The 12,158-nt window shown below is 57.3% G+C and carries 11 protein-coding genes; 7 read left to right on the top strand and 4 right to left on the bottom strand.

Annotated features, from left to right (window positions below; all coding sequences use genetic code 11):
- Window positions 1–12: 12 nt before the first annotated feature.
- A complete protein-coding gene (gene uvrD / locus AC1RKG_RS17900; protein ID WP_046375101.1) occupies window positions 13–2,175 on the top strand; it encodes a DNA helicase II in 2,163 nt (720 codons plus the stop codon).
- 56 nt (window positions 2,176–2,231) lie between these two features.
- Here the strand turns inward: uvrD and AC1RKG_RS17905 are convergent, their stop codons facing one another.
- Window positions 2,232–2,711 (bottom strand): WbuC family cupin fold metalloprotein, encoded by a 480-nt coding sequence (locus tag AC1RKG_RS17905; protein ID WP_401661637.1) that lies wholly within the window; start codon window positions 2,709–2,711, stop codon window positions 2,232–2,234.
- 445 nt (window positions 2,712–3,156) lie between these two features.
- On the opposite strand from AC1RKG_RS17905, the gene corA reads away from it, so the two are divergent.
- Both corA and AC1RKG_RS17915 read left to right on the top strand, forming a co-directional pair.
- Entirely contained in the window at window positions 3,157–4,107 is a 951-nt protein-coding gene (gene corA, locus AC1RKG_RS17910) for a magnesium/cobalt transporter CorA (RefSeq protein WP_020824775.1), read from the top strand.
- Window positions 4,108–4,218: 111 nt separating this feature from the next.
- The gene (locus AC1RKG_RS17915; protein ID WP_046374739.1) at window positions 4,219–5,277 is read left to right on the top strand and encodes an AbrB family transcriptional regulator; all 1,059 of its coding nucleotides are present in this window, start codon (window positions 4,219–4,221) and stop codon (window positions 5,275–5,277) included.
- A gap of 7 nt (window positions 5,278–5,284) precedes the next feature.
- Here the strand turns inward: AC1RKG_RS17915 and rarD are convergent, their stop codons facing one another.
- Both rarD and AC1RKG_RS17925 read right to left on the bottom strand, forming a co-directional pair.
- Complete coding sequence (gene rarD / locus AC1RKG_RS17920; protein WP_020824777.1) at window positions 5,285–6,172, bottom strand: EamA family transporter RarD; 888 nt, start codon at window positions 6,170–6,172, stop codon at window positions 5,285–5,287.
- A 64-nt stretch (window positions 6,173–6,236) separates the two neighbouring features.
- Window positions 6,237–6,707 (bottom strand): thioesterase family protein, encoded by a 471-nt coding sequence (locus tag AC1RKG_RS17925; RefSeq protein WP_020824778.1) that lies wholly within the window; start codon window positions 6,705–6,707, stop codon window positions 6,237–6,239.
- A gap of 201 nt (window positions 6,708–6,908) precedes the next feature.
- Here AC1RKG_RS17925 and pldA point away from each other — a divergent pair, with 201 nt between their 5' ends.
- Genes pldA through rhtC form a run of 3 tightly spaced genes read left to right on the top strand, consistent with a single transcriptional unit; the run spans window position 6,909 to window position 10,307 of the window.
- Entirely contained in the window at window positions 6,909–7,787 is an 879-nt protein-coding gene (gene pldA, locus AC1RKG_RS17930; protein ID WP_020824779.1) for a phospholipase A, read from the top strand.
- 48 nt (window positions 7,788–7,835) lie between these two features.
- Window positions 7,836–9,668, top strand: a complete 1,833-nt coding sequence (gene recQ / locus AC1RKG_RS17935) for an ATP-dependent DNA helicase RecQ (protein ID WP_020824780.1) — start codon at window positions 7,836–7,838, stop codon at window positions 9,666–9,668.
- 12 nt (window positions 9,669–9,680) lie between these two features.
- Window positions 9,681–10,307: a threonine export protein RhtC gene (gene rhtC, locus AC1RKG_RS17940; protein ID WP_020824781.1), complete on the top strand. Its 627-nt coding sequence runs from the start codon at window positions 9,681–9,683 to the stop codon at window positions 10,305–10,307.
- 51 nt (window positions 10,308–10,358) lie between these two features.
- On the opposite strand, the gene rhtB is transcribed toward rhtC, so the two are convergent.
- A complete protein-coding gene (rhtB, locus tag AC1RKG_RS17945) occupies window positions 10,359–10,979 on the bottom strand; it encodes a homoserine/homoserine lactone efflux protein (protein ID WP_020824782.1) in 621 nt (206 codons plus the stop codon).
- Between the two features lie 135 nt (window positions 10,980–11,114).
- On the opposite strand from rhtB, the gene pldB reads away from it, so the two are divergent.
- Complete coding sequence (pldB, locus tag AC1RKG_RS17950) at window positions 11,115–12,152, top strand: lysophospholipase L2 (protein WP_046374738.1); 1,038 nt, start codon at window positions 11,115–11,117, stop codon at window positions 12,150–12,152.
- Window positions 12,153–12,158: the final 6 nt, after the last annotated feature.

The raw sequence follows: 12,158 nt of genomic DNA on the forward strand, positions 1-12,158 counted from the left end.
TTAATGGTGCCTATGGACGTTTCCGATCTGCTCGACAGCCTGAATGAAAAACAACGCGAAGCCGTGGCGGCGCCACGTGGCAACCTGTTGGTACTGGCCGGCGCGGGCAGCGGTAAAACCCGGGTGCTGGTGCACCGCATCGCCTGGCTGCTGTCGGTAGAGAACTGTTCGCCGTATTCGATCATGGCGGTGACGTTCACCAACAAAGCCGCGGCGGAAATGCGCCACCGTATCGAACATCTGATTGGCACCAGTCAGGGTGGCATGTGGATCGGCACCTTCCACGGGCTGGCTCACCGGTTGCTGCGCGCACATCACATGGATGCCAATCTGCCGCAGGATTTCCAGATCCTCGACAGCGACGACCAGTTCCGCCTGCTCAAACGCATCGTCAAGGCGTTGAATATCGACGAGAAACAATGGCCCCCGCGTCAGGCGATGTGGTACATCAACGGCAAAAAAGATGAGGGCCTGCGCCCGCAACACGTCGAGACCTATAATAATCCGGTGGAGGCAACCTGGTTGCGTATCTACCAGGCCTATCAGGAAGCCTGCGATCGCGCCGGGCTGGTAGATTTTGCCGAGCTGTTGCTGCGCGCCCATGAGCTGTGGCTGAACAAACCGCATATCCTCAACCATTACCGCGAACGTTTTACCAATGTACTGGTAGATGAGTTTCAGGATACCAACAGCATTCAATATGCCTGGATCCGCCTGCTGGCCGGCAATAACAGCAACGTGATGATCGTGGGTGACGATGACCAGTCGATTTATGGCTGGCGCGGCGCTCAGGTGGAAAATATTCAACGTTTCCTGAAGGACTTCCCCGGTGCGCAGAGCGTCCTTCTGGAACAAAATTACCGTTCGACCAGCAATATTCTAAAGGCAGCCAACACCCTGATCGCCAACAACGGCGGGCGCATGGGTAAAAACCTGTGGACAGAGGGCGGGGATGGCGAACCTATTTCTATCTACTGTGCGTTCAACGAACTCGACGAGTCGCGCTTTGTCGTCGGCCGCATCAAAACCTGGCAGGAAAATGGCGGCGCACTGAATGACTGCGCCATCCTTTATCGCAGCAACGCCCAGTCGCGCGTGCTGGAAGAGGCGCTGCTGCAAACCGCCATGCCTTACCGCATTTACGGCGGGCAACGCTTCTTCGAACGTCAGGAAATCAAGGATGCGCTGGCCTATCTGCGGCTGATAGCCAACCGTAATGACGACGCTGCGTTCGAGCGCGTAGTAAATACCCCGACCCGTGGCATTGGCGACCGGACGTTGGACGAAGTGCGTCGAACGGCGCGCGATCGTCAATTGACCCTGTGGCAGGCCACCCGCGCCCTGCTGCAAGACAAGGTGCTGGCCGGCCGTGCGGCCTCTGCGCTGCAGCGCTTTACCGAACTGGTAGATTCCCTGGCGCATGAAACCGCCGATATGCCCTTGCACGTACAGACCGACCGGGTGATCCGCGATTCGGGGCTGTTCATTATGTATGAGCAGGAAAAGGGCGAGAAAGGCCAGGCGCGTATCGAAAACCTTGAGGAGCTGGTGACGGCAACCCGTCAATACAGCTATCAGGATGAAGATCAGGATCTGATGCCGCTGCAGGCATTTTTGTCGCATGCTGCGCTGGAGGCGGGCGAAGGCCAGGCCGATGCCTATCAGGATGCGGTGCAGTTGATGACCCTGCACTCGGCCAAGGGGCTGGAGTTCCCGCTGGTGTTTATCGTCGGTATGGAAGAGGGGATGTTCCCGAGCCAGATGTCGCTGGATGAAGGCGGGCGGCTGGAAGAAGAACGTCGTCTGGCCTACGTTGGCCTGACGCGTGCCATGCAGAAACTGACGCTGACCTATGCCGAAACGCGTCGTCTGTACGGCAAGGAAGTTTACCATCGGCCTTCGCGTTTTATCGGTGAACTGCCGGAGGAGTGCGTGGAAGAAGTGCGGTTGCGTGCCAGCGTATCGCGACCGGTGAGCCATCGTCGTATGGGCACGCCGATCGGTGAAAACGATACCGGCTACAAGCTGGGGCAGCGAGTGCGTCACCCTAAATTTGGCGAAGGCACCATCGTCAATCTGGAAGGCAGCGGCGAACACAGTCGACTGCAAATTGCGTTCCCAGGGGAAGGCATCAAGTGGCTGGTGGCCGCCTATGCCAGACTGGAAACGGTGTAGCGGGGCAGTAGCCGCCGAACCCAAAGGGGCGAATCTCTTCGCCCCAGCACTCAGGCTTAAAGCGTACGGGTAAAGCGATCGCCAACTTGCGCGGTGGCATACCAGCGCATAACAGCTTCGATGCCTTCACCACCTTCCGGAGGAGCCCAGTGCATGCAGTCCTCTTCCGACAGCGCCTGATAAGGCCCCTGTTTTACTTCGAACACCACGCCGCCGGGATCAACCGACAGCACGGCATGCCAGGTAAACGCCGGCATCTCCAGTACTTTGGTTTCTTCACCCAGCAGCGTGCGTTGGGTGACGACACCTTCCTCATTAAACTGCAATACCACAAAGCGGCCGCGCAGCGGTGTCAACAGTTCCCAGGTTTGTGGATGGCGGTGCGGTCGAATATAGGTGCCAGGTTCCATGGCAATCGCCAGTCGCTGCACCGGCTCGCTCAACTCGTCGTGTAACGTACGGTGCGCGCGCAGGCGAGCCACTTTAGCGGCCTGCTCACTCATGGCGGTCAGGTCGTGGGCGGTAATCTGTTTCATCGTTAAAGTCCGCAAGCTTATCGTGGCTTCATATTAGCAATATTCACGGACGCGGTCAGAGATCCCCGCGACTTTTTCGTTACCCTTTATCACGGATTAAACCGATTTTGTCCCATTGGTTATGGCGATGAATTGTTGCGCAATTATCGGGCCTAACCGGTTGACAGACTTTTTCTTCTCGGCGTAACATGCGCGCACTATTATCAATGAGGACATACGCCTTGGACACACCCAGTAGATACTGGCTCACTGACCTGGACAACAACAGGTACAACTTCTAAGGCTATCCCATCGAGCTGATAGCCTTCGTGGTTGTCGGCGACCTCTTCAGTGTCGCTACGAGTCAGATCCTTCATGGTCTGAAACAAGCTGGTGATGCAACATCCCTCTGTTTCTGTGCTTCCACGCGTTGTTTACCCCTGTCACCCTAAGGGAGTTTTAGCAGATGCTGAGCGCGTTTAAATTAGATAAAAGCCGCCTGTCCCGTCTGGAGTTGGATGACTCCGATGATCTCACCACCTCGCTGTGGGTTGATCTGGTTGAGCCGGAAGAAGGCGAGCGTGAACGCGTGCAAAACGAGCTGGGCCAAAGCCTGGCGACACGTCCGGAGCTGGATGATATCGAAGCTTCCGCGCGTTTCTTCGAAGACGAAGACGGCCTGCATATTCACTCCTTCTTCTACTTTGAAGATGCGGAAGACCATGCCGGTAACTCCACCGTAGCTTTCACCATCCGTGATGGCCGTCTGTATACCTTGCGTGAGCGTGAGCTGCCGGCGTTTCGCCTGTACCGCATGCGCGCACGTAACCTGACGATGGTGGACGGTAACGCTTACGAGCTGTTGCTGGATCTGTTCGAAACCAAAATTGAGCAGTTGGCGGACGAAATTGAAAACGTCTACAGCGATTTGGAAAAGCTCAGCCGGGTAATCATGGAAGGCCATCAGGGCGATGAATACGACGAAGCACTGTCGACGCTGGCCGAACTGGAAGATATCGGCTGGAAAGTGCGACTGTGTTTGATGGATACCCAGCGTGCGCTGAATTTCCTGGTGCGTAAGGCGCGTTTGCCGACCGGTCAGTTGGAGCAGGCGCGTGAAGTGCTGCGCGACATCGAATCTTTGCTGCCACACAACGAATCGTTGTTCCAGAAGGTGAACTTCCTGATGCAGGCGGCGATGGGCTTTATCAATATCGAACAGAACCGCATCATCAAGATCTTCTCGGTGGTGTCGGTGGTGTTCCTGCCACCGACGCTGGTGGCCTCAAGCTACGGGATGAACTTCGAGTTTATGCCGGAGCTGAAGTGGTCGTTCGGCTATCCGGGCGCCATCAGCCTGATGATCCTGGCGGGGCTGGCCCCGTATCTGTACTTCAAACGCAAGAACTGGCTGTAAGCTGACGGGCGAACCTGTTCGCCCGATATTTCTGCTGTCGACCAACGCTTAGCCTGCTAAATAGGGGTAGAATGCCCCTTTGGCTTATCTGTCCGTAAGGCATGCGTTTTGATGGAGAGGTTTCCCCGCTTGATCCAATGGTCGATCCTGCTGCTGGCTTCGCTGGTGCTGGGGTTTGGCCTGCAAAGATTCCATATTCCCGCTGCACTGTTGCTGGGGCCGATGATTGTCGGCGTGGCCATGGGGCTGCTGGGCGCCACTGTTCGCATTCCAGGTTACCTGTTCATCGCCGCACAGGCGGTGCTGGGCTGCATGATCGCGCAAAGTCTCTCTCCTGCTATTCTCACACCGTTACTGGATGACTGGCCGTTGGTGCTGCTGGTGTTGATCGCTACGCTGCTGGCCAGCGGAGTTTCAGGCTGGTGTCTGGTGCGTTATAGCAGTCTGCCAGGGCCAACCGGTGCCTGGGGTTCATCGCCCGGCGGGGCATCGGCGATGGTGGCGATGGCCGGGGATTTCGGTGCCGACGTGCGGCTGGTGGCGTTTATGCAATACCTGCGGGTGCTGTTTGTCGCAACCGCGGCGGCGATGGTGGCGCGCATTGGGTTGGGTGATGAAGCGGGGCATGGCGGCGCGATGCTGGAGTGGTTCCCTTCACTGGATTGGCGTTTCCCGGCGACGCTGGGCATTGCCGTGGTCGGCGCCTGGCTTGGCCCCCGGTTGCGTATTCCCTCCGGCGCGTTGTTGCTGCCGATGATCATCGGCGCGACGCTGCATTCCAGCGGTACCATGGCGTTACAGGTGCCGGAATGGCTGTTGGCCCTGGCTTATACCCTGATTGGCTGGAGCGTCGGGCTGCGCTTCACCCGGCCGATTTTTTTGTTGGCGCTGCGTACCTTGCCGCAGATGGTGGTGTCGATCGTCGCGCTGATGCTGTTTTGCGGTCTGCTGGCATGGATGCTGACGCGTTTCCTGCCGGTGGATTTGATGACCGCCTATCTGGCGACCAGCCCGGGCGGGCTGGATACCGTGGCGATCATCGCCGCCGGCAGTCGGGTCGACATGTCTTTCGTGATGGCGATGCAGACGCTGCGCTTGTTCACCATCTTGCTGACTGGCCCGGCGATGGCACGATTCATTTCTAACCGCGCCACCCCGGCTTCAACTTAGCGCTGCTTCAACGCAGTTTGCGCTGGGTATAGAGCGCGTCGAGGATAAACAACAGCAGTGCGGCCCAGATAAAGCCAAAGGTCACCAGCTTGTCCTGGCCGACAGTTTCGCCATAGAAGGTGACGGCCAGCAGGAACATCAGCGTGGGGCCGAGATACTGGAAGAAGCCGAGTGTCGACAGGCGCAGGCGGGTGGCTGCGGCGGTAAAGAACAGCAGCGGTACGGTGGTGACGATGCCGGCTGCTACCAGCAGCAGGTTCAGCGACCAAGGGTTGGCGCTCAGGTGACTGGTTGGGCTGTCGGCGAACAGGAAAAGATACGCCGCCGCGACCGGCAGCAGCCACAGGGTTTCAATCAGCATGCCGGTTTGCGCGTCGATGGCGATCTTCTTGCGCAGCAGACCGTAGAACGCAAAGCTAAATGCCAGCCCCAGCCCGATAATCGGTAGCGAACCGAATTGCCACAGCTGAATCAACACGCCGGCAAATGCCAGTACCACCGCTATCCACTGCATGCGGCGGAAACGTTCACCCAGGAACAGCATCCCCAGCAGCACGTTCACCAGCGGGTTAATGAAATACCCCAGGCTGGCTTCCAGCATATGGTGGTTATTCACCGCCCAGATAAACAGCAGCCAGTTGCCGCCGATCAACACCGCGGTCACCGCCAACAAGAACAGCCGTTTGCGATTGTGGCAGGCGGCGCGCACCTGCGACCAGTTACGCCCGAGCGTGATCAGCGCCAGCATAAAGAAGAATGACCAAATGACCCTGTGGGTGAGGATCTCATCCGCAGGTACCTGTTGGATCAGTTTGAAATAGGCTGGAGCTATGCCCCAAATAAAATAGGCGGCCAGAGCAAAGAAGATGCCCTGCCGCGTTTGCTGTGCGTCCATGACGTTACTCAGATGGGAAAAACGGAGATGCGGTGAGTGTACTGAAGAGCCTCACCGCATACAATCACCCGACCAGATAGGTCGCGGTAGCGCTGGCGATGTGCAGGCCATCGTGGTTATGCAGTTCAACGCGGGCGACCGCGACTTTGTTGCCGCTGCGCAATACGCTGGCCGCCGCGATAAAGTGCTCGCCACGGCCCGGGCGCAGATAATCAACGCGCAAATCTATGGTGCCCATGCGCGACAGACGGCTAGCGACTTCTTCTTCGATCAGTGGATCCAGGCGCATCAGCACGCTACCGGCGCAGGCTAACCCGGCGGCGACGTCGAGCACCGAGGCGATCACCCCACCGTGCAGGATCTTCTGGGCCGCATTGCCAACCAGCTTGGGCTGATTGGTGAAACTCAGCTCCACGTAGTCGTCGTCAAAGCGGCGCAGCTCGAGACCCAGCTCGCGGTTAAACGGCATGTGATAAACAAAGATTTCGCCAATTTTTTGGCGTGCGGCTTCTAGTGTGAGTGGTGTGGTAGACATAAATACCCATTCTTGTTCTGTGTCGTAGGGAAGTAAACTGGTCAGTCCAGGTTAACCGTTTGTTGATATTATGCCTATATTTTGTTGCTTTCCAGACTAATCCAATAAATACACGCCGTGCTGCTGTAAAATCTCCTTTGTGTGTAAAATGGCCTGTTTTTATTTCAGAGTTTGTCATTTTTTGTTGGGGTGAGGAACGTTATGCGCATTTTGTCAGGGATCGTTTTGGCCACGCTGGCCGCGCCGCTGCTGGTACAGGCGGAAGAAGCCAAAGAGCAGCAAATTCATGATAAACCGGCGGTACGCGGCAGCATTATTGCCAACATGCTGCAGGATCACGACAACCCATTTACGCTGTATCCGTATGAAACCAACTATGTGTTGTATACCGATACCAGCAATATCAATAAAGAAGCCATCCAGTCCTATAACTGGTCCGATAACGCCCGCAAGGACGAGGTGAAGTTCCAGCTTAGTCTGGCATTCCCACTGTGGCGCGGCATTGCCGGCGACAACTCGGTGCTGGGTGCATCTTATACTCAGCGCTCCTGGTGGCAGCTTTCCAACCACGGTGAATCATCGCCGTTTCGCGAAACCAACTACGAACCGCAGGTGTTCCTCGGCTGGGCGACCGATTACCGCTTCGCCGGCTGGACATTGCGCGATGTGGAAGTGGGCCTCAATCACCAGTCCAACGGCCGTTCTGATCCCACCTCACGCAGTTGGAACCGCGGTTACGCGCGCTTTATGGCGCAAAACGGCAACTGGCAGGTGGATCTGAAGCCCTGGTTCCGTTTCTCGGAAAGCAGCAGCAGCGACGATAACCCGGATATCACCAAATACATGGGCTACTACCGCCTGAAAGTCGGTTATGCCTGGGGTGACAGCATCTTCAGCGTCGACAGCCACTATAACTGGAACAGCGGCTACGGCGGCGCGGAAATGGGCTGGAGCTACCCGATCAGCAAGCACGTGCGTTTCTACACGCAAGTCTTCAGCGGTTACGGCGAATCCTTGATTGATTACAACTTCCGGCAGACACGGGTTGGCGTTGGTGTCATGCTTAACGATATTATGTAATCCGGCCGTCATACAGGCGTCGCTACGCAGCAAAAAATGGGGAAGTGTGTGTCAACCGCAGCAGTGATAAACAAAGAGTTGCTGGCAGAGCAGGTATTACGCGATACCTTCGGCTATCAGCAATTCCGACCGGGTCAACAAACGATTATCAACACGGCGATCGGCGGGCAGGATTGCCTGGTTGTTATGCCGACCGGCGGCGGTAAATCGTTGTGCTATCAAATCCCGGCGCTGGTGATGGATGGCCTGACGTTAGTGGTTTCCCCGTTGATTTCGCTGATGAAAGATCAGGTCGATCAGCTGTTGGCCTATGGTGTCTCAGCCGCCTGCTACAACTCGACGCAAACGCGTGAGCAGCAGCTCGAAGTGATGGCGGGGTGCCGCAGCGGCCAGATCAAAATGCTGTACATCGCTCCCGAGCGGCTGATGATGGACAGCTTTCTCGATCTGCTCGACCACTGTCCGCCGGCGTTGCTGGCAGTAGACGAAGCACACTGTATCTCGCAGTGGGGCCACGACTTCCGCCCAGAATACCGTGCCTTGGGGCAGTTGAAGCAACGCTTCCCCGCCATGCCGGTAATTGCCCTGACGGCGACAGCCGATGAATCTACCCGTGGCGACATCGTGCGCCTGCTGGCACTGCAGGACCCTCTGGTACAGGTCAGCAGCTTTGACCGGCCGAACATCCGCTATACGCTGGTGGAGAAGTTTAAACCTCTCGATCAACTGTGGCGTTTTGTACAGGACCAACGCGGCAAAAGCGGCATTATTTACTGCAACAGCCGGGCCAAGGTGGAAGACACCACCGCGCGCTTGCAAAGCCGTGGGCTGAGCGTGGGTGCCTATCACGCCGGGCTGGATAACGATCGCCGCGCCCAGGTGCAGGAAGCGTTCCAGCGTGACGATTTACAGGTGGTGGTGGCCACCGTCGCCTTTGGCATGGGCATCAATAAACCGAACGTGCGCTTTGTGGTGCACTTTGATATTCCGCGCAATATCGAATCTTATTATCAGGAAACCGGCCGTGCCGGGCGCGATGGCCTGCCCGCCGAAGCTATCTTGCTGTATGACCCGGCCGATATGGCCTGGCTGCGCCGCTGCCTGGAAGAAAAGCCTGCCGGACAACAGTTGGACATCGAGCGCCACAAGCTGAACGCCATGGGCGCATTTGCCGAAGCGCAAACCTGCCGCCGCCTGGTGCTGCTTAACTATTTTGGCGAGGGCAAACATCAGAACTGCGGCAACTGCGATATCTGCCTGGATCCGCCCAAGCGTTACGACGGGCTGGAAGATGCGCGCAAAGCACTGTCTTGTGTCTATCGCGTCGGGCAGCGTTTCGGTTTGGGCTACATTGTCGAGGTGTTACGCGGCTCCAATAATCAGCGTATCCGCGAATACGGCCATGAAAAGCTGCCGGTGTACGGCATTGGCCGCGACCAAACCACCGAACACTGGACCAGCGTGCTGCGTCAGTTGATCCACCTGGGGTTTATTACTCAGAACATTGCCATGCATTCGGCATTGCAGCTGACCGAGGCCGCACGCCCGGTGTTGCGCGGCGAGCTGGAGCTGCAACTGGCGGTGCCACGCATTCAAAGCCTGAAATCGCGTGGCAGTGCCAACCAGAAATCCTACGGCGGCAACTACGATCGCAAACTGTTTGCCAAACTGCGCAAGCTGCGTAAATCGATTGCCGATGAAGAAAATATTCCGCCTTACGTGGTGTTTAACGATGCTACGCTGCTGGAAATGGCGGAACAGATGCCAATCAAGGCCGGCGATCTGTTGAGCGTTAACGGCGTTGGCCAGCGTAAGCTGGAGCGTTTTGGCGCCCCGTTTATGGCGATGATCCGCGATCATCTCGATAATGACGAAGACTAAGGGCAGTAAATCATGCTGATGTTATTTCTGACCGTGGCGCTGGTGCACCTGATTGCGCTGATGAGCCCGGGGCCGGACTTCTTTTTTGTTTCGCAAACCGCCGCCAGCCGTTCACGCCGTGAGGCGATGATGGGGGTGGTGGGCATCTCGCTGGGCATCGTTGTCTGGGCGGGCGTGGCGCTGATGGGCCTGCACCTGATCCTGCAAAAAATGGCCTGGCTGCATCAGGTTATTATGGTGGGCGGGGGGATTTACCTGTGCTGGATGGGCTGGCAGCTGCTGCGCTCCGCACGCTCTCAGAATGCGCAATCAACGCCAGCACCGGAAGTGAAAGTGGCCTTGCCTAAGCCGGGACGCAGCTTTATTCGCGGTTTTCTGACCAACCTGTCAAACCCAAAGGCCGTTATCTATTTCGGCAGCGTGTTCTCACTGTTTGTCGGTGACGACGTGGGCGCCGGTGCGCGCTGGGGGCTGTTCCTGTTGATCATCGCCGAGACTTTTGTCTGGTTCAGCCTAGTGGCGGTGGTGTTTGCGCTACCGGCAATGCGCCGGGGCTATCAACGCTTGGCGAAATGGATCGACGGACTGGCGGGGGTGTTGTTCACCGGTTTCGGCTTGCACCTGATCTTTACCCGTTAATTTTGGGGCAGTGAACCAGAGGGCCGAACAGCGATGTTCGGCCCTTTTGCATCAGGCTTTTCGGGCCGTTGCCAGCAGCCCTGCGACCAGGATGAACAGCGAGCCAAAGATGCGGTTCAGCAGTTGCATTTGGCGTGGGGTCTTCAGCCAACCGGCAATACGGGTCGCCAAAGTGGCATAGCCAATCATCACGATGATATCGACCACCACGGTAGTGACGCCGAGTACCAGGTACTGCTCGGCTTGGGGCTGATTGGGCAAAATAAACTGTGGAAACAGCGCCGCCAGAAAAACGATGCTTTTCGGGTTGGTCAGATTCACCAGCACGGCGCGGCGGAACAGACGGCGGCGCGGCATGGTGCCCGCCAGCGTATGCAAGTCCAGCGAACCGGCGGCGCGCCACTGCTGAATACCGAGCCACACCAGATAAGCGGCACCCAGCCATTTCAGCAATTCAAAAGCCATCAGCGACTGCGAGATCAGCGCCCCCAGGCCAATGCCCACCAGCAGGATATGCAGGCTCAGCCCGACCTGCAGCCCGGCGATCGAGGCTGCTGCCCCACGATAACCGTGGCTGATGCCGGTGCTCATGGTGTTGATCGCTCCAGAGCCGGGTGACAGGCTGAGGATAAGGGTTGTCAGCAGGTAGGTTAGCCACCAGTCCAAAGTCATTGCAGTGCTCCCTGAAAGCGCCAATTTGTGCCAAAATGATTCGGTTTTTGTAGGAATTGAATCACAATACGCTAGTATTATTTCTTGTGCCAGCGGTCACATTTTTACCGCTGGCGGCTCAGGGAAAAGCATTTGATGACGTCGTTTACTCTCAGCACCGATGACTGGTTAACGCGTGAAACGCAGTTTGCTGCTTTCGCCACCGGCCCGCTGCTGGACTTTTGGCGGCTGCGTGAGGAGGGCGAGTTCATCGGCGTTGGCGGCGTACCCATCCGCTTCGTACGATTCTGTTCTGCGCGTCATCAGCGGGTGGTGGTGGTAAGCCCCGGCCGCATCGAAAGTTACGTTAAATATCCTGAGGTTGCCTACGATCTGTTCCAGTGTGGCTATGATGTGATGATTTTAGATCACCGTGGGCAAGGCCGTTCCGGCCGTTTGCTGGCGGATACGCACCGTGGTCATGTGATAAACTTCAGCGATTACGTCGACGATTTCACCCAGTTCTATCAGCAGGAAGTGAAGCCGCGCGGTTACCGGCAACGCTTTGCGCTGGCGCACTCAATGGGGGGCGCGATCCTGGCGCAATTCCTGGCTCGTCAGCCGCAGGCCTTTGACGCCGCCGCGTTTTGTGCGCCAATGTTCGGCATTTATTTACCGATGCCGGGTTGGATGGCCAATCGCATTCTTGACTGGGCGGAGAAGCACCCGAAGGTGCGTGAGTACTATGCGATAGGCACCGGCCAGTGGCGGCCACTGCCGTACGTGGTCAACGTGTTGACCCACAGCCGTGAACGTTATCGGCGCTGCTTGCGCTATTACGCCGACTATCCCGAGCTGCAGGTGGGGGGGCCCACTTACCATTGGGTGCGAGAAAGTCTCCAGGCCGGTCGGGATATCATCGCTCAGGCGGCTAACATCACTACGCCGCTATTGTTATTGCAGGCCGGGGAGGATCGGGTGGTCGACAACCGCTCTCACCAGGCTTTTTGTCAGGCATTGTCAGAAGCGGGGCACCCTTGCGAAGGGGAAAAACCGCAGGTTATCGAAGGCGCACGGCATGAGATCCTGTTTGAGCGGGACGCGATGCGCGCCGAAGCACTGAACGCAATCCTGCGTTTCTTTGCTCAACACTTAGGTGGTACCCCTACCGCCGACCACTCCATCAGAGGTTAGAACATA

The organism is Serratia sp. GW822-FHT06D09, from assembly GCF_058799515.1.

What these genes read in the sequence shown, in the direction of transcription:
- rhtB (WP_020824782.1), bottom strand. Translation starts at nt 10,979, where the DNA reads ATGACTTTGGACTGGTGGCTAACCTACCTGCTGACAACCCTTATCCTC.
- rhtC (WP_020824781.1), top strand. Translation starts at nt 9,681, where the DNA reads ATGCTGATGTTATTTCTGACCGTGGCGCTGGTGCACCTGATTGCGCTG.
- AC1RKG_RS17925 (WP_020824778.1), bottom strand. Translation starts at nt 6,707, where the DNA reads ATGTCTACCACACCACTCACACTAGAAGCCGCACGCCAAAAAATTGGC.
- corA (WP_020824775.1), top strand. Translation starts at nt 3,157, where the DNA reads ATGCTGAGCGCGTTTAAATTAGATAAAAGCCGCCTGTCCCGTCTGGAG.
- AC1RKG_RS17915 (WP_046374739.1), top strand. Translation starts at nt 4,219, where the DNA reads ATGGAGAGGTTTCCCCGCTTGATCCAATGGTCGATCCTGCTGCTGGCT.
- uvrD (WP_046375101.1), top strand. Translation starts at nt 13, where the DNA reads ATGGACGTTTCCGATCTGCTCGACAGCCTGAATGAAAAACAACGCGAA.
- rarD (WP_020824777.1), bottom strand. Translation starts at nt 6,172, where the DNA reads ATGGACGCACAGCAAACGCGGCAGGGCATCTTCTTTGCTCTGGCCGCC.
- AC1RKG_RS17905 (WP_401661637.1), bottom strand. Translation starts at nt 2,711, where the DNA reads ATGAAACAGATTACCGCCCACGACCTGACCGCCATGAGTGAGCAGGCC.
- pldA (WP_020824779.1), top strand. Translation starts at nt 6,909, where the DNA reads ATGCGCATTTTGTCAGGGATCGTTTTGGCCACGCTGGCCGCGCCGCTG.
- pldB (WP_046374738.1), top strand. Translation starts at nt 11,115, where the DNA reads ATGACGTCGTTTACTCTCAGCACCGATGACTGGTTAACGCGTGAAACG.